13 protein-coding genes and 1 tRNA gene are annotated in these 16,214 nt (G+C 63.4%); 7 read left to right on the top strand and 7 right to left on the bottom strand.

Annotated features, from left to right (window positions below; genetic code table 11):
* Positions 1–3 precede the first annotated feature (3 nt).
* Complete coding sequence (gene trxA, locus ACI5KX_RS10175) at positions 4–324, top strand: thioredoxin (protein WP_406810547.1); 321 nt, start codon at positions 4–6, stop codon at positions 322–324.
* On the opposite strand, the gene ACI5KX_RS10170 is transcribed toward trxA, so the two are convergent.
* On the bottom strand, positions 325–1,128 hold the full coding sequence (locus ACI5KX_RS10170; RefSeq protein WP_406810546.1) for an inositol monophosphatase family protein: 804 nt from the start codon (positions 1,126–1,128) through the stop codon (positions 325–327). It lies immediately after the preceding gene.
* Between the two features lie 10 nt (positions 1,129–1,138).
* Positions 1,139–2,365 carry a bifunctional glutamate N-acetyltransferase/amino-acid acetyltransferase ArgJ gene (gene argJ, locus ACI5KX_RS10165; protein WP_406810545.1) on the bottom strand — a complete coding sequence of 409 codons (1,227 nt, stop codon included), beginning with the start codon at positions 2,363–2,365 and terminating at the stop codon, positions 1,139–1,141.
* 99 nt (positions 2,366–2,464) lie between these two features.
* Between argJ and ACI5KX_RS10160 the strand changes: the two genes are divergently transcribed.
* From ACI5KX_RS10160 to ACI5KX_RS10150, 3 genes are all read left to right on the top strand, one after another.
* A complete protein-coding gene (locus ACI5KX_RS10160; protein WP_406810544.1) occupies positions 2,465–2,740 on the top strand; it encodes a hypothetical protein in 276 nt (91 codons plus the stop codon).
* Between the two features lie 122 nt (positions 2,741–2,862).
* Positions 2,863–5,634: a preprotein translocase subunit SecA gene (gene secA, locus ACI5KX_RS10155; RefSeq protein WP_406810543.1), complete on the top strand. Its 2,772-nt coding sequence runs from the start codon at positions 2,863–2,865 to the stop codon at positions 5,632–5,634.
* A 23-nt stretch (positions 5,635–5,657) separates the two neighbouring features.
* Positions 5,658–6,413 carry a sulfite exporter TauE/SafE family protein gene (locus tag ACI5KX_RS10150; protein ID WP_406810542.1) on the top strand — a complete coding sequence of 252 codons (756 nt, stop codon included), beginning with the start codon at positions 5,658–5,660 and terminating at the stop codon, positions 6,411–6,413.
* Between the two features lie 12 nt (positions 6,414–6,425).
* Here ACI5KX_RS10150 and ACI5KX_RS10145 read toward each other — a convergent pair whose 3' ends face one another.
* From ACI5KX_RS10145 to ACI5KX_RS10135, 3 genes are all read right to left on the bottom strand, one after another.
* Positions 6,426–6,581, bottom strand: a complete 156-nt coding sequence (locus tag ACI5KX_RS10145; protein WP_406810541.1) for a hypothetical protein — start codon at positions 6,579–6,581, stop codon at positions 6,426–6,428.
* A 123-nt stretch (positions 6,582–6,704) separates the two neighbouring features.
* Positions 6,705–6,779, bottom strand: a tRNA-Asn gene (locus tag ACI5KX_RS10140).
* Between the two features lie 184 nt (positions 6,780–6,963).
* Positions 6,964–7,758: an NAD kinase gene (locus ACI5KX_RS10135; protein WP_406810540.1), complete on the bottom strand. Its 795-nt coding sequence runs from the start codon at positions 7,756–7,758 to the stop codon at positions 6,964–6,966.
* Between the two features lie 116 nt (positions 7,759–7,874).
* Between ACI5KX_RS10135 and ACI5KX_RS10130 the strand changes: the two genes are divergently transcribed.
* A complete protein-coding gene (locus tag ACI5KX_RS10130; RefSeq protein ID WP_406810539.1) occupies positions 7,875–8,717 on the top strand; it encodes an EAL domain-containing protein in 843 nt (280 codons plus the stop codon).
* 208 nt (positions 8,718–8,925) lie between these two features.
* A complete protein-coding gene (locus ACI5KX_RS10125) occupies positions 8,926–9,972 on the top strand; it encodes an acyltransferase family protein (protein WP_406810538.1) in 1,047 nt (348 codons plus the stop codon).
* A 125-nt stretch (positions 9,973–10,097) separates the two neighbouring features.
* On the opposite strand, the gene mfd is transcribed toward ACI5KX_RS10125, so the two are convergent.
* Positions 10,098–13,589, bottom strand: coding sequence for a transcription-repair coupling factor (mfd, locus tag ACI5KX_RS10120; RefSeq protein ID WP_406810537.1), 3,492 nt, complete (start codon positions 13,587–13,589; stop codon positions 10,098–10,100).
* A 60-nt stretch (positions 13,590–13,649) separates the two neighbouring features.
* Positions 13,650–13,928, bottom strand: coding sequence for a succinate dehydrogenase assembly factor 2 (locus tag ACI5KX_RS10115; RefSeq protein WP_406810536.1), 279 nt, complete (start codon positions 13,926–13,928; stop codon positions 13,650–13,652).
* A gap of 164 nt (positions 13,929–14,092) precedes the next feature.
* On the opposite strand from ACI5KX_RS10115, the gene recG reads away from it, so the two are divergent.
* Positions 14,093–16,153 (top strand): ATP-dependent DNA helicase RecG, encoded by a 2,061-nt coding sequence (gene recG, locus ACI5KX_RS10110; RefSeq protein ID WP_406810535.1) that lies wholly within the window; start codon positions 14,093–14,095, stop codon positions 16,151–16,153.
* The last annotated feature ends 61 nt before the right edge of the window (positions 16,154–16,214 follow it).

The following is a 16,214-nucleotide window of genomic DNA, read 5'->3' as shown; positions in this document are numbered from 1 at the left end:
CCGATGTCCACCGTCAATGTGACCGATGAAAGCTTCAAATCCGATGTGCTCGAAAGCGACAAGCCCGTGCTGGTCGATTTCTGGGCCGACTGGTGCGGCCCGTGCAAAATGATCGCTCCGGCGCTCGAGGAAATCAGCAACGAGCTCGGCGAAAAGGTCACGATCGCCAAAATGGACATCATGGAAAACACCGGCATTCCCGCCGAAATGGGGGTCCAATCGATCCCGCTGATGGTTCTCTTCAAGAACGGCGAGGCGGTCGCGCGCAAGGTCGGCGCGGCTCCGAAGAGCCAGCTCAAGGAATGGATCGAAGGCGAGCTTTGATCATCCGGGCGGGTTGAGCACCCGCCCGATAAATTCGTCCCAGATCGCCGGGCTGCTGGCTCCGACCAGGCCCGGCTTTCCCTGTTCGTCCACGCGATAGTCGCTGCCGTCGAGCCGCGCGGCCTTCCCGCCCGCCTCGTTGAGCCACAGCACGCCTGCCGCGTGATCCCAGGCGTAGGTGCGCTTGAAGCTCGAGACGTCGTTCTCCCCCAGAGCAAGGCGCGGATATTGCTCGGCTGCACAGCGCGGGATATCGACCAGTGAATAATGCGGCGCGAGCTTGGCATCGACCTGCGCGCGTTGCTCCTCGGTCAGGAAGATGCGGCTGATCGCGGCCACCGGCGGGGTGTCGCCGGTCGTCTGCGCCGTCACTTTCTCGCCGTTTACGAACGCCCCTTCGCCCGCCTTGGTGTGGCAAAGCCGGTCCTTGACCGGATCGTAGAGCCAGCCCGCGACCGCCTTGCCGGCATCGGCAAGCGCGACGATGATGCCGAACGGTTCCTTGCCCTCGGTGAAATTCGCGGTGCCGTCGAGCGGGTCGATAATCCAGCACTGGCCCGAAAGGTGTTCGAGCACGCTCTCGTCCTTGTGCGCGGCTTCCTCGCCGACCACCGCGACACCGGGGGCGAGCTTGGTCAGCGCTTCGGTAAGGAAGTTTTCGACCTCCTGGTCTACGACGGTGACGGGGTCATCCTCGCCTTTCATCTCGATTTCGTGATCGGCCAGCTGCTGGAAACGCGGCAACATCGATCGGCGCGCGGCGAAACGCAGCAGATCGTGAATCTCTTCGTCCAGTGCACTCATGAACGCCTCCTCACGAACGATAATCCGCGTTGATCGAAATGTATCCGTGGGTGAGATCGCAGGTCCATACCGTGGCCCGGCCTTCGCCCATGCCGAGTTCGACAGCGAGGTCGATTTCATCGCCTTCGAGATGCTCGGCCACCGGAGCCTCGTCGTAATCCTCGACCGGTAGCCCGTCGCGCGCCGCCCACACGCCCCCGAAAGCGATCGACAGCCGGTCGCGATCCGCTGGCTCACCTGCCTTGCCGACCGCCATGACGACCCGGCCCCAGTTCGCGTCTTCGCCCGCAATCGCCGTCTTCACCAGCGGCGAATTGGCGATGCTGAGCGCTACGCGGCGGGCGCTCTCGTCGCTCTCTGCTCCCGAAACGCGCACGGTGATGAATTTCGACGCGCCTTCACCGTCGCGCACCACGAGCTGCGCAAGCTGGCGGCAGACATCGGTCAGCGCTGCGGCAAAGGCATCCGCACCGGGGCTGTCCCAGTCTTCAATCCGTGCGTTACCGGCCTTGCCGGTCGCAAACACAAGCACCGTGTCGCTGGTCGAGGTGTCGCCATCGACGGTGATGCAACTGAATGTCGCTTTATTGGCCTTGCCCAGCAGTTCCTGCAGGAACCCCGGCGCGACATCGGCATCGGTGAAGATGTAGCCGAGCATCGTCGCCATATCGGGCGCGATCATGCCGCTGCCCTTGATAATACCGCAAAGCTCCACGCGCGTCTCGCCGATCATCGCCGAAGCGTGGGCACCCTTGGCGAAGGTGTCGGTGGTTCCGATGGCGTCGGCAGCGTCTTCCCAGCCGCACGGTTCTGCGACAAGCGCCGCTTCGACCCCTGCGCGCGCTTTGTCTTTCGGGAGCGGGACGCCGATTACCCCGGTGGAGGAGACGAAAACCTGCTCGCTCGCGCAGTCCAGCGCCGCGCTTACCTGCGCCATGATCGCCTCGACCGCCTCGCGTCCGCGATAGCCGGTAAAGGCGTTCGAATTACCGGCATTGACGATCAGCGCGCGCGCCGAGCCGGACCTAACCTGCTCGCGCCCCAATTCGACCTCGCTTGAGGCGCAGGCGCTCTGGGTGAAGACTCCCGCGACCGAGGTGCCTTCCGCAAGCTCGACGAAGGTCAGGTCGCAGCGATCCCAATCCTTGTAACGCGCGCGGGCAACACGCAGCGTCACACCCCCGATTGCGGGCATATCGGGGAAGGGCAGGGCGAGCGGGGATGGTTCGAGATCCATGCGAGATCGCTTAGTGCAGCGCCCGCCAGCAGTAAATCCGGCAAAGCATGGGCCTTAGCCAGTGGACGTTCAGGTCCAGAAAGACTATATTGCTGCGCCATGACACGCCAGCTCATCGCTTTTCTGGCCTTGCTGACAGGTCTTGCCGCATTCAGCGGCACGACCAGCGTGTCCTACGCCATGAGCGCATCGTCCTGCGACGCCAGCGTTTCCGCCAGTGCGGAAAAGCCCGCATCGAGCGAGCGGGAACAGGCCAGGCGCGGACCGGGCAAACCCTCCGACAGCGCGAAGAACCCGAAGGCCAAGCGGCGCACACCGACGCCGATCAGCCTGCGCATGCCGGTGCTCATGGGCATCGATCGCGCCTACGAATAGGCGTCGGTCCGAAATTCTCGCTGCCTGACGGCAGATAGGCCCGTTGCGGCCCACCCCTCAGAATATTCCTGATATTTCCGGCCCCGGATCGTGGGCCGCATCCACTTCAAGGCACGCCATCCATGTTCAACACCCTCGTCAAATCGATCTTCGGTTCCTCGAACGATCGCTACATCAAGTCACTCGGCAAGATCGTCGACCAGATCAACGCGCTGGAGCCGATGATCCAGGGGCTGTCGGATGACGCCTTGCGCGCGCAGACCGACAAGTTCCGGGGCCTGCTCGACAGCGGCAGTACGCTCGACGAAATCCTGCCCGAGGCGTTCGCGACCGTGCGCGAGGCGTCGATGCGCGTCTTCGGCATGCGTCACTTCGATGTCCAGTTGATCGGCGGGATCGTGCTTCATCGCGGCGAGATTGCGGAAATGCGGACCGGCGAGGGCAAGACGCTGATGGCGACGCTCGCGGTCTACCTCAACGCGATCGAGGGCAAGGGCGTCCACGTCGTCACGGTGAACGATTATCTCGCCAAGCGCGACGCCGAATGGATGGGCCAGCTTTACGAATGGCTCGGCCTGACGGTCGGCGTGGTCGTTCCCAATATGGACGAGTTCACGAAACGCGATGCCTACAACGCCGACATTACCTACGGCACCAACAACGAATTCGGCTTCGATTACCTGCGCGACAACATGAAGCATGAGCGCAGCCAGATGGTGCAGCGCAAGTTCAATTTCGCGATCGTCGACGAGGTCGATTCGATCCTGATCGACGAGGCGCGGACGCCGCTGATCATCTCCGGCCCGACCGAGGACAAGTCCGAGCTCTACGTCGCGCTCGACGAAGTGGCGAAGATGATCCCCGAGGAATGGTACGACAAGGACGAAAAGACCCGCAACATCCAGCTCAACGAGGACGGGCTGGACGAGGTCGAGAAGATCCTGATCGAGAAAGGCCTGCTGGAAACCGACAACCTCTACGATATCGAGAATACCCAGGTCGTCCACCACCTCGACCAGGCATTGAAGGCGGTGCACATGTTCCGCCGCGACGATCACTACATCGTCAAGAACGACAAGGTCGTGATCATCGACGAGTTTACCGGTCGCATGATGGACGGGCGCCGCTGGTCGAACGGCCTGCACCAGGCGGTCGAGGCCAAGGAAGGCGTCAAGATCGAGCCCGAGAACCAGACGATGGCTTCGATCACCTTCCAGAATTATTTCCGCATGTATCCCAAGCTTTCGGGCATGACCGGCACGGCTGCGACCGAAGCGGCGGAATTCTGGGACATCTACAGCGTCAACGTGGTCGAAATCCCGACCAACCTGCCGATTGCGCGCATCGACGAGGAAGACGAATTCTACAAGAACACGATGGACAAGTTCCAGGCCATCGCGAAGACCATCAAGGAGCATAACGAGAAGGGGCAGCCGATCCTGGTCGGTACGGTCTCGATCGAGAAGTCCGAGCTGCTGAGCAACTTCCTCGACAAGGAAGGCGTAAAGCACGAGGTCCTGAACGCCCGCCAGCACGAACGCGAGGCGCATATCGTGGCCCAGGCGGGCCGCCTCGGCGCGGTGACGATCGCCACGAACATGGCCGGTCGCGGGACCGACATCCAGCTTGGCGGTAACATCGACTTCCGCATCGGCGACGAGCTGAGCGAAATGGAAGACGGCCCCGACAAGGATGCCGCCATCGCCCGGATCAAGGAAGAAGTCGCCGAGGAAAAGCGCAAGGTGCTCGAAGCGGGCGGCCTTTTCGTGCTCGGCACAGAGCGGCATGAATCGCGCCGGATCGACAACCAGCTGCGTGGACGCTCGGGCCGTCAGGGCGACCCGGGCCTGTCGCGCTTCTATCTCTGCCTCGAAGACGACCTGCTGCGTATCTTCGGGCCGGACACGCTGTTCGCAAAGATGATGAATTCGAACCTCGAAGACGGCGAGGCGATCGGCTCCAAGTGGCTCTCGAAGGCGATCGAGACCGCGCAGAAGAAGGTCGAGGCGCGCAACTACGACACCCGCAAGCAGGTCGTGCAGTACGACGACGTGATGAACGACCAGCGCAAGGTGATCTACGAACAGCGCGAAGAGATCATGGACTCCGAAACGGTCGACGATGTCGTGGTCGATATGCGCCACGACACGATCAACGCCATGGTCGGAACCGCGTGCCCTCCCGGCTCCTATCCCGAGCAGTGGGATATCGACGGCCTCAAGACCAAGATCGAGGAAGTGTTCGGTCTCACCCCGCCGATCGACGAGTGGCTCGAGGAAGACCAGGTCGAGCCCGAGATCATCGAGGAGCGTCTGCGTTCGCAGACCGACGAGATGATGGAAGCCAAGATCGCCAAGAACGATCCTTCGATCTGGCGCATGGTCGAAAAGGACATCCTGCTGCGCCAGCTCGATTTCCACTGGAAAGAGCACCTCGCGACGCTCGACGCGCTGCGGCAGGTGATCTGGATGCGCGGCATCGCGCAGAAGCAGCCGATCAACGAATACAAGCAGGAAGCCTTCGGCCTGTTCGAGACCATGTTGGAAGGTCTGCGCGAGGAAGTGACCAAGCTGTTGTTCAAGTCCGAACTGCGGATCGCCCAGCCCGAACCGCAGGCGCTGCCGGACCTGCCCGACTTCCTTACGGGCCACATCGATCCGCTCACCGGTCTGGACAATTCGGCCGACGGTGACGGATCGGAAACACGCCCCGAATTGTTCGGCGCGCTTGCCGGCTCCTCGCGCGCGGCCTCGGGGCCGGGCGGGGCGAACACCGATAACCCATGGGCCAACCAGAACATCAGCCGCAACGCGCCGTGCCCGTGCGGCAGCGGCAACAAGTACAAGCATTGCCACGGAGCGGCGAGTTCGGCCGGCGCAAAGCTGAACGCCTGACCTGCAGATAGAGAGGCGGGGCAATGATCGGAGCGGTCCCGGCGCTGTTGGCGCTCGCGTTCCTCGTCACCGCGCTGCTCTATGCCAGCGTCGGCTTCGGCGGCGGGTCGACCTACGCCGCGCTGCTGGCGATATCGGGGCTCGATTACCGGCTGCTGCCGATGGTGGCGCTGGCCTGCAACATCGTGGTCGTTGCCGGGGGCACCGTTCGGTTCGCACGCGCCGGAGTGACGCCGTGGCGCGGCGCCGTCGTGATGACCGCGCTCGCAGCTCCGGCGGCGCTGCTGGGCGGGCTCACACCGATCGGCGAGGCGAGTTTCATGGCATTGCTCGGCGCGAGTCTCGTCCTGACTGCGGCGACCATGCTGATCCCGGTCGACGGGCAGGGAGACGGTCAGCCGACCAGGTTTGCGCGTTTCATGCCGGTCGCCGCCGCACCACTCGGATATCTCGCGGGATTGGTCGGTATCGGTGGCGGCATTTTCCTCGCCCCGCTGCTGCACCTGGCCCGCTGGAAGGACGCGCGCGCGATCGCCGCGACCGCGAGCATTTTCATCCTCGTCAATTCGATGTTCGGACTCGTCGGTCAATTGCTCAAGCAAGGACCGGGCGCGTTCGGCGGTGCAGTGGGCGCGGCTCTGCCGCTGCTGATCGCGGTCGCGATCGGCGGCCAGATCGGCAGCCTGATGGCGGTGAAGGTGCTTCCGAAACGTTGGATCCGGTGGCTTACCGCCGCGCTGGTGCTGGTTGTGGGTGTGCGGTTGCTCGCGTGGGGTTAGGTGCGGCGAGGATTACCCCGCCCGCAGCAGCCTCGCCAGAAGCCCCGGACGATCGTCTTCCATCGGCTGGATCTTGCCATAGTGATAGCGGCGCAGCGAAGGATCGCGGTACGGGCGCGGGCTGCTCCACTGGTCGGGACCGCTTCCGTGAAACGAATATTTCGACATAACGGGCTCCTTTCTGAAAGAGAGCTCCGAATGTGGCGAGCGACGCGCGTTAACGACAGCGACCGATATCCCCAGTCCCAAATCGGGATCGGAGCCGCGCCAAAAGTTAACAAAAGGTTGAAATGGCTCCCCGAGTTGGATTCGAACCAACGACCAAGTGATTAACAGTCACCTACTCTACCGCTGAGCTATCGGGGAGCAGCCCGAAGGCAGGGGGCGCGTATATGGGCGCTCGCAGGGCTTTGCAAGGGGGTTTTGGAGAGAATTCGCAATCGCCGGCTTGAGCCGCCGCCAGGCCGACCGGCCGCGCGCAGCGACGCGTCCGTCTGGCCGTGTGAGCGAGGAAATCGCACGCCGGATGACCTGCGCAAAAAAGGGCGCCTCAATCCACCACGAACTGTTCGGCGACGATCCGCTCCTCGAGCGACTGGCCCGGATCGAACAACAATTCGAGCTCGGTATCGTGCGCGATTTCGAGCGTCACCTCGGCGATGTCGCGCAGTTCCTTCTGGTCGGCGACCGCGGCAACCGGGCGCTTGTCGGGGTCGAGCACGCGCAGCACGATCCGCATCCGGTCGGGCAGGATCGCACCCTTCCAGCGGCGCGGGCGGAACGGGCTGATCGGGGTCAGCGCGAGCACTTCGCTGTCGAGCGGCAGGATCGGGCCGTTGGCCGAGAGGTTGTAGGCCGTCGATCCGGCCGGAGTGGAGACGAGCACCCCGTCGCAAATCAGCTTGGCGATCCGCACACGGTCGCCGACGGTCACCTCGATCCACGCGGTCTGGCGGGTTTCGCGCAGCAGCGAAACCTCGTTGATCGCGCAAACGGTTGTCTCTTCACCGCTCTGGGTGACAGCATGCATGCGCAGCGGCGCAATCGCCTTGCGGTGCGCTCTGGCCAGCCGCTTGGCGATGGAGGCACGCTTGTCGTACTTGTTCATCAGGAACCCGACCGTGCCGAGATTCATCCCGTATGCGGGAATGATCCGCCCGGCATCGATCATCGCGTGGAGCGTCTGCAGCATGAATCCGTCCCCGCCTAGGACCACCGCGCAATCGGCCTCGTCCAGCGGCGCCCATTCCTGCTGCGGATAGAGCGCGTCATACGCTTCCTGCGCGCGCTCGGTATCGGAGGCGAGCAGGGCGATGCGACTGTATGGATTGGTCGGCGCGGTCATTGTCCTTCGGGCCCCTTACAGCCGCAGCGTTCCTAGTGACTTGCCCTGATGTTCCAAATTCGGGCGGATTGCAATTGAAGTAACCTTTCGGCGATATGTGCGGCTAGGGAGAGCCGATGGATAGCAACCGGTCGAAATTGCCACATTCCCTGCGGGAACCGTCGCGCGGCGCGTTTCCCGGGGTGAAGCCGTCGGCGCTGGAGAGTGATCTCCTGCGTGCGCTCGACCGGGGCGAGATCGAGGTCCTGTTCCAGCCGCAATTCTCTGGGGAATCGGGGGCGGTCGTCGGGGCGGAGGCGCTGGCGCGCTGGCGCCATCCCACCCTGGGAGAGATCGGCGCGCGCGACCTGTTCGCGATTGCCGAACGCGCCGCGCTGGTCGCGCCGCTCTCACGCCATGTCGTTGCCTGTGCGCTGCGGGACGCGGCAGGCTGGCCCGAGCATCTCACCCTGTCGCTCAATATCACGCCGGAGGAAATGGGCGACCCGCGCTTTGCCGCCGATTTCGCCGAGCTGATCGAGACCAGCGAAATCGCACCCGCACGCCTGATGCTCGAGATTACCGAGGATATGCTGCTAAGGAACCTGAAGCAGGCGAGCGAGGCCCTCGGCGCGCTCCGCAAGCTTGGTTTTCGCACCGCGCTCGACGATTTCGGCGCGGGGTTCTGCAATTTCCGCTACCTGCGCGAACTGCCTCTCGATGCGATCAAGCTCGACAAGGTGATGGTCGAAGGTGTGCCGGGCGATGCCAAGGCACTCGCTGTACTGCGGGCGATCATCGCGCTCGCCAAGGCGCTCGAACTCGACATCTATGCCGAGGGAATAGAAAGCGACGTCCAGCGCGCGGCGATCATCTCCGAAGGCTGCCAGTACTGGCAGGGCTTCCTGCGCGCGCAGCCGATGAAAAGCGAGGACGTGCTGGCGCTGGCGAGAACCGCGCGCGGGCGGGGCCACGGTTGAGCGAGGGATCGGCTGTCGCGGGACGGCAACATCCGCGATTGTCGAAGTCTGGTTCGGGAGCGGACATCGGAGTTCGTTCGATGCGGAGGAATCCAGATGCTCGCACCGCCGCCTTGTGTTCGACCGGTTTCTGTCACATTCTGCCAGCCGCCAGCGCGCCGCTTGCTCAGGCAGCCCCGGTCGTGCTGGATGTCTCGGGGGGACGGCAGTGAAATCTGATCACTTGTTCGCACTGGACGGACTGCGCGGATTTGCGGCCTTGGTGGTTGTCGTCTCGCACTGCGCCGCATTTGGGTTCTTGCCGAAGTTTCTTGGTGCGGGCCTTGGTCAGATGGGCGTCATGCTCTTCTTCGGATTGAGCGGGTTCCTGATGGCCTATCTCTACTCGGGAAAGACACTGAATCGCGCGAACCTTCGAGAGTATGCCATCAACCGCGCCACGCGAGTGCTGCCGTTATACTTCATCGTAGCTTCGTTCGTAGCGCTGTGCTTCATAACTCTCGATTATTCCTTGCTGAAGGTCTTTTCCTGGAAGGACATCGCAGGAAATATGTTGCTGCTCAAAGGCTCATCAGTCCTCTGGACTATCCCTGTCGAAGTCCACTTTTACGTGGTCTTCGTCGCTCTGTGGTTCGCCTCAGCATCCCGGAATTTCTTGAAGTCGCTTGTCTTGCTGGCGACTCTTCAATTGTCCAGCCTGATCATTCTGTACGTGAATGGAATTGACTATGGGCCGATCCTGTTCTCCTGGCTCCACGTTTTTCTGTTTGGAAGTTTGATCGGGTATTACTACGAACCGTTGAAGCGCTCTATCGAGAATTCCAGGTTCTCTGCGCTCCTTTCCGTATTCGCTTGGTTGGTCCTCTTGCTGGCTGTGGTCGCACCTCCGCAATTACGCCGGGATTTCGGATTTCCGACCATGGTGAATTACCTTGATCCCATCACTGTGGGATATCCGATGCTATTATTTGCCTGCGCAGTATTTTCTTTGGGGCCATTTGGGTTTTTCAAGCACCCCATCCTCCGTTGGTTCGGGACGATCTCATACTCGCTCTATCTTCTCCATGCCTTTGTCATCGATGGCGCCACTGGGTTGGCGAGCAGAGGAGCCTTTCCGACCGAACTTGGTTTCCCAATTGTGCTGGGTATCGGGACAATTCTGGCAGCGGCGTCGTTCTACGGCTTTGAGCGCCCCACCCAGAAAATGCTGCGCGCCTACTTTTCGAGGGACCGGCAACGAACGAGCTTTGCGTGATGTCTGTGACTTGGGCACGGTGTATATCGAGGGCACACCATCGGATCGATGCCGCGGGCCCGCATCGGGCCGTTTGCATTACGCCCGCATTCGCCCTTTGAAGCAGCTAAGCAGCGAAGCGGCCGCTATGCCGCCTGCTTCGCTTTCTTCCTCGCCTTGCGCACAATCCCGCTCAACCCCTTGGTCAGCTGGAAAAGGCCGTTCAATCGGCTTTCCGGATCGCCCCATGCGCGGTTGATCACCAGCTTCATGTCCGGGCGCAGCTTGGCCGTGCCCTGCAGCCGGTCGACATAGGCGACGAGGCCCGGCCCGTCGGGGAAATCGTCCTTGTGGAAGGTTACGAGCGATCCGCGAGCGCCGACGTCGATCTTGGCGATGTTCGCCTCGATCGCCTGGTGCTTGATTTCGATCAGGCGGATCAGGTTCTTGGTCGGTTGCGGCAGATCGCCGAAACGGTCGATCATTTCGGCAGCGAGGCTTTCGATCTCGGCCTTGTCCTGCGCCTGGTTGAGGCGGCGGTAGAGCGCCATGCGCACTGCGAGGTCGGGCACGTAATCCTCGGGGATCATGATCGGCGCATCAACGGTGATTTGCGGCGAGATCGTGTCGGGTGCTTTCTCCAGCCCCATTTCGCCCGCCTTGGCGGCGAGGATCGCGTCTTCGAGCATCGACTGGTAAAGCTCGAACCCGACCTCGCGGATATGGCCCGATTGCTCGTCGCCAAGCAGGTTGCCCGCACCGCGAATGTCGAGGTCATGCGAGGCCAGCTGGAAGCCCGCGCCGAGGCTGTCGAGATCGCCGAGCACTTTAAGGCGCTTCTCCGCAACTTCGGAAAGCTGCACGTCCTTCTCGTAGGTGAGATAGGCATAGGCGCGCAGCTTCGCCCGACCGACGCGCCCGCGCAGCTGGTACAATTGGGCGAGGCCGAAACGGTCGGCGCGGTGGATGATGATCGTGTTGGCGCTGGGCAGATCGAGGCCGGATTCGACGATCGTGGTCGATAGCAGCACTTCGTATTTCTTGTCGTAGAACGCGCTCATGCGCTCTTCGATCTCGCCCGCGCCCATCTGGCCGTGGGCGGTGATCGCCTTCACTTCGGGCACGTTCTCGTGCAGCCATTCCTCGACCTCGGCCATGTCGGAAATGCGCGGCACGACGATGAAGCTCTGCCCGCCGCGATGGTGCTCGCGCAGCAAGGCTTCGCGCATCACCATGTCGTCCCATTCCATCACGTAGGTGCGCACCGCAAGCCGGTCGACCGGGGGTGTCTGGATGGTCGAAAGCTCGCGCAGGCCGGTCATCGCCATCTGCAGCGTGCGCGGGATCGGCGTGGCGGTGAGCGTAAGCATGTGGACGTCGGCGCGAAGTTGCTTTAGCTTCTCCTTGTGGGTGACTCCGAAGCGCTGCTCCTCGTCGACGATCACAAGGCCGAGATTGGCAAAACTCGTCGACTTGGAGAGGATCGCGTGGGTGCCGATCACGATATCGATCTGCCCGCTGGCGAGCCCTTCGCGCGTTTCGCTCATTTCCTTGGAGGATACGAGCCGCGAGAGGCGCCCGATCTTGAGCGGGAAACCGGCAAAGCGTTCGGAAAAATTCTCGAAATGCTGGCGCGCAAGCAGGGTGGTGGGGGCGACCACGGCGACCTGCTGCCCGCTCATCGCCGCGACGAAGGCGGCGCGCAGCGCGACTTCGGTCTTGCCGAAGCCGACATCGCCGCACACGAGCCGGTCCATCGGCTTGCCGCTTTCGAGATCGCGCAAGACATCGGCGATGGCCGCGTCCTGGTCGTCGGTTTCCTCCCATGGGAAGCGATCGACGAACTGGTTGTAGCTCGCCTCTTCGGCCTCGAGCACCGGCGCCTTCTTGAGCGCGCGCTCGGCGGCGACCTTCATCAATTCGCCAGCGATGGCAGTGATGCGTTCCTTCAGCCGCGCCCTGCGTTTCTGCCATGCCTCGCCGCCGAGCCGGTCGAGCGGCACACCCTGTTCGCTCGAGCCGTAGCGGCTGAGCACGTCGATGTTCTCGACCGGGATGAAGAGCTTGTCGCCGCCCGCATATTCGAGCGCGACGCAATCGTGCTGGCTCTTGCCGACCGCGATCGGTTCGAGACCCAGATACTTGCCGATGCCGTGTTCGACGTGGACGACGAGATCGCCGCGCGAGAGTGCCTGCAATTCGGCGAGGAAGGCGTCGGAATCCTTGCGCTTCTTCTTGCGCCGAACCAGCCGATCGCCGAGCACGTCCTGCTCGGTCAGGATTTCCAGCTCGTCGTTCGCGAAGCCGGTTTCGAGCGGCAGGACCATCGTCGCGGTCTTGCCCTTGGCGGCGAGGCCGAGCGCCTCCTGCCAGCTGTCGGCCTTGGTTGTCTCGCACCCAGCTTCGGACAGGATCGAGGCGATGCGCGAGCGGCTGCCGGTTGAGTAGGCGGCGAACAGCGGCTTGCGGCCCGATTTGGCGATGGCGCTGAAGTGCTTGGCTGCGGCCTCATAGACATTGTCGCCGCGACCGCGTTCAGGGGTGAAATCGCGCGCGGCCTTGAAGCCGAAATCGATGTTGACGTCGCTCTCCGGCGCAGCGAAGACGCTGGCGCGGTGGGCGGGGGCGGCATCGAGTGCGTCGCCAAATTCGTCCTTGCCGAGGTATAGTGCCTGCGTCTCGAGCGGGCGGTAGCTGCCGGTCTTGTCGGAGGCGACCTTGGCGCGTTGTTCGCGATAATCGGCGATGTCCTTGAAGCGCTCATCAGCTGCGCCGATCGCCGCCTGGTCGATCACGACGAGATCTTCGTCGGCGAGATGGTCGAACAGGGTTGCCAGCCGATCCTCGAACAAGGGCAGCCAGTGCTCCATCCCGGCGAGCCGTCGACCGTCGCTGACGGCCTCGTAAAGCGGGTCCTGCGTCGCCGCGGCTCCGAACATCTCGCGATAGCGCGAACGGAAGCGCTTGATGCTTGCATCGTCGATCAGCGCTTCCGAGGCGGGCAACAGCAGGTGCGATTTGAGCGTACCTGTCGATCGCTGCGTGCTGGGATCGAACAGCCGCAGGCTTTCCAGCTCGTCGCCGAAGAAATCGAGCCGCAGTCCCTCGTCGAGCGAGGAGGGAAAGATGTCGACGATCGACCCTCGCACAGCGAACTCGCCGTGGTCGACCACGGTGTCGGTGCGGGTGTAGCCCTGCCGGGTGAGCAGCGCGGCGAAGCTGTCATGCCCGATCGTGGTGCCCGGCTTGAATTCGCGCACGCTCTCGCGGATCCGGAACGGCGTGAGCACCCGCTGGAGCACCGCGTTTGCGGTGGTCACGAGGAGCTGCGAGCCGCTGGCGGGATGCTGCAGCTTGAACAGCGCCGACAAACGCGCCGCGCTGACCGAGAGTGCAGGCGAGGCGCGGTCGTAGGGCAGGCAGTCCCACGCCGGAAATTCGAGCACTTCGACTTCGGGCGCGAAGAACCGAGCGGCCTCGGTGACAGCCTTCATCGCGGCATCGTCGGGCGCGATGAACACCGCGCGCTGTTTCGCTGCCCGTGCGAGGTCGCCCATGACAAGCGGGATCGCGCCGCGCGGCAGCGACGAAAGGGTGAACGGGGTTTCCGCCGCGAGGATGCGGTTCAGGTCGGGCATCTGTGCTCAGTCAAAGGACGGGGAGCGCGTGGGTTCCCCGGGTGCCGAAGGATGCGCCGCTTAGCGCGGGATATCGACGTAGTCGAGCGCCTGCATCTTCTCGATCAGCGCGCCCTGGAAACGCTCGGGGACCGGCTGGGTCTTCAGGGCCCATGCCATCACGTCGACGTCGTCTTCGGCGAGCAGGTCTTCGAACCAGTCCATCTCGGACGAGCCCCATCCGGCGGAATAGCGATCGAAGAAACCGCCGATCATGTAATCGGCCTCGCGCGTTCCGCGATGCCATGCGCGGAAGCGGGCGCGGGCGAGGCGCTGTTCGAATGTGGGCATATCCGTCATGCCGGGCGAGGTAGGGGTTTCGCGCTTTTCTATCAACTCGTCTTTGCGAGCAAAGCGAAGCAATCCATCGTGTGACTTCGCATCCGGTCGCAACGGTGGATGATGGATTGCCGCGTCGCCTTCGGCTCCTCGCAATGACGAAGAATGGATGGTAGCGAATTCCGATGCGTCCAGACATCCTCAATCCGCTGTTTGTCGAGACCGACGCGTTCGAAGGCGTCGGACCGAAGCTGATGAAGCCGCTGGAAAAGCTCGGTCTGACGCGGGTGAAGGATCTCGCCTATCACTTGCCCGAACGTTTCGTGACTCGGCGCGCGATCACGAATCTCGATGAGGGCGGGGAGGGCGAGCAGATAATCGTCGCGCTGACCCCGACCGAGCACCGGAGCAGCCGCTCGCCGCGCGGGCCCTACCGCGTGCTGGCGCAGGACGAGATAGGCAATATTTGCGCGCTGACCTATTTCGGGCGCGCGTCTTATACTGCGAAAAAGCAGCTTCCGGTGGGCGAGAAGCGCTGGGTGGCGGGGAGGCTCGACCGCTACGGCGACATGCTCCAGATCGTCCATCCGGATCACGTCGAGAAGGAAAGCGCGGCCAATCTCGCGCGGCTCAACGAGCCGGTCTATCGCCTGTCCGAAGGGCTGACCCAGCCGCGCGTTGCCGGATTGGTGGCGCAGGCTCTCGAAAAGCTGCCCGAATTGCCCGAATGGATCGAACCGGGTCAGTTCGAGCGGGAGGGCTGGCCGACTTGGCGCGATGCGCTTCACCTCGCGCACAAGGGCACGCACGAGACAGCACGCGACCGGCTCGCTTACGACGAGTTGCTCGCAAACAGCCTCGCGCTGCTGCTGGTCAAAGCCGACAGCCGCCGCCGCAAGGGGCAGGCGCTGAAGGGCGACGGGCACTTGCGCGACAAACTGCAACTGCCGTTCGAGATGACTGGCGCGCAGAAGCGCTCGATTGCAGAGATCGAAGGCGACATGCAGCAGGAAGCGCCAATGCTGCGGTTGCTGCAGGGCGATGTCGGGGCGGGCAAGACCGTGGTCGCGCTTGCGGCGATGCTGATCGCGGTCGAGGCGGGCAAGCAGGCCGCGCTGCTCGCGCCCACCGAAATTCTTGCTCGCCAGCATTTCGAGACCTTGCGCACAATGGCTGCGCCAACCGGGGCCGAGGTTGCGATCCTGACGGGCCGCGCCAAGGGCAGGGAGCGCGAAGGCATCCTTATGGGCCTGCTCGACGGTTCGATCGATATCCTCGTCGGCACGCATTCGATCTTCCAGGACACGGTGAACTACAAGGACCTCGCGCTGGTCGTAATCGACGAGCAGCACCGTTTCGGGGTGCAGCAGCGGCTCGCGCTGGCGGCCAAGGGCAAGCGCGCGCCGCATACGCTGGCGATGACCGCGACGCCGATCCCGCGCAGCCTCACGCTGGCGCAGTATGGCGAGATGGATGTGAGCCGCCTCGACGAGCTGCCGCCGGGCAGGCAGGCGATCGACACGAGGGTCATTTCGCAGGACCGGATCGACGAGATGGTCGCCGGGGTCGAGCGCCACCTCGCTAGCGGGCAGCAGGCCTATTGGGTCTGCCCGATGGTGCGCGATAGCGAGACCGACGACATCGCCGCTGCCGAGGCGCGCTACGCCTCGCTCAAGGAGCGGTTCGGCGACGACGTGGTGATGGTCCACGGCCAGCTCGCGCCCGAGGTCAAGGATGCCAACATGGAGCGCTTCGCCGGCGGCGATGCAAAGCTGCTCGTCGCGACCACGGTGATCGAGGTGGGCGTGGATGTGCCCGCCGCCACTCTGATGGTGATCGAACAAGCCGAACGCTTCGGTCTCGCGCAATTGCACCAGTTGCGCGGCCGCGTCGGGCGCGGGTCGGAAAAATCGGTGTGCGTGCTGCTACGCGGAAACGAACTCTCCGAGACCGGCAAGAAACGCCTCGCGCTGATGCGCGAGACGCAGGACGGGTTCCGGATCGCCGAGGAGGACCTCGAGTTGCGCGGCGGCGGCGAACTGCTCGGGACGCGGCAATCGGGCGAAGCGGCGTTTTCCATCGCCAATCTTGAACAGGTGCAAAAAATGCTTCCCGCCGCCCATGCCGATGCGCGGCTGCTGATGGAGCGTGACGGCGGCCTGACCAGCGAACGCGGAGAAGCAGCGCGGATCCTGCTCTACCTCTTCGAGCGCGACTGGGGCGTGCAGTTGCTGCGAGGGGGGTAAGGCGACCCTGCCGCTCTGGGACTGTCAGGAAATCCATGTTATCAATGGCCTGCATCGCCAG

Origin of the sequence: Erythrobacter sp. GH1-10 (assembly GCF_045363165.1) — a bacterium.
Taxonomy (GTDB): domain Bacteria; phylum Pseudomonadota; class Alphaproteobacteria; order Sphingomonadales; family Sphingomonadaceae; genus Erythrobacter.
This window is presented reverse-complemented; position numbering and strand designations above follow the sequence as displayed.

What these genes read in the sequence shown, in the direction of transcription:
- ACI5KX_RS10145 (WP_406810541.1), bottom strand. Translation starts at nt 6,581, where the DNA reads ATGTCGAAATATTCGTTTCACGGAAGCGGTCCCGACCAGTGGAGCAGC.
- ACI5KX_RS10150 (WP_406810542.1), top strand. Translation starts at nt 5,658, where the DNA reads ATGATCGGAGCGGTCCCGGCGCTGTTGGCGCTCGCGTTCCTCGTCACC.
- ACI5KX_RS10170 (WP_406810546.1), bottom strand. Translation starts at nt 1,128, where the DNA reads ATGAGTGCACTGGACGAAGAGATTCACGATCTGCTGCGTTTCGCCGCG.
- argJ (WP_406810545.1), bottom strand. Translation starts at nt 2,365, where the DNA reads ATGGATCTCGAACCATCCCCGCTCGCCCTGCCCTTCCCCGATATGCCC.
- ACI5KX_RS10115 (WP_406810536.1), bottom strand. Translation starts at nt 13,928, where the DNA reads ATGACGGATATGCCCACATTCGAACAGCGCCTCGCCCGCGCCCGCTTC.
- trxA (WP_406810547.1), top strand. Translation starts at nt 4, where the DNA reads ATGTCCACCGTCAATGTGACCGATGAAAGCTTCAAATCCGATGTGCTC.
- ACI5KX_RS10130 (WP_406810539.1), top strand. Translation starts at nt 7,875, where the DNA reads ATGGATAGCAACCGGTCGAAATTGCCACATTCCCTGCGGGAACCGTCG.
- ACI5KX_RS10160 (WP_406810544.1), top strand. Translation starts at nt 2,465, where the DNA reads ATGACACGCCAGCTCATCGCTTTTCTGGCCTTGCTGACAGGTCTTGCC.
- recG (WP_406810535.1), top strand. Translation starts at nt 14,093, where the DNA reads ATGCGTCCAGACATCCTCAATCCGCTGTTTGTCGAGACCGACGCGTTC.
- secA (WP_406810543.1), top strand. Translation starts at nt 2,863, where the DNA reads ATGTTCAACACCCTCGTCAAATCGATCTTCGGTTCCTCGAACGATCGC.
- ACI5KX_RS10135 (WP_406810540.1), bottom strand. Translation starts at nt 7,758, where the DNA reads ATGACCGCGCCGACCAATCCATACAGTCGCATCGCCCTGCTCGCCTCC.
- mfd (WP_406810537.1), bottom strand. Translation starts at nt 13,589, where the DNA reads ATGCCCGACCTGAACCGCATCCTCGCGGCGGAAACCCCGTTCACCCTT.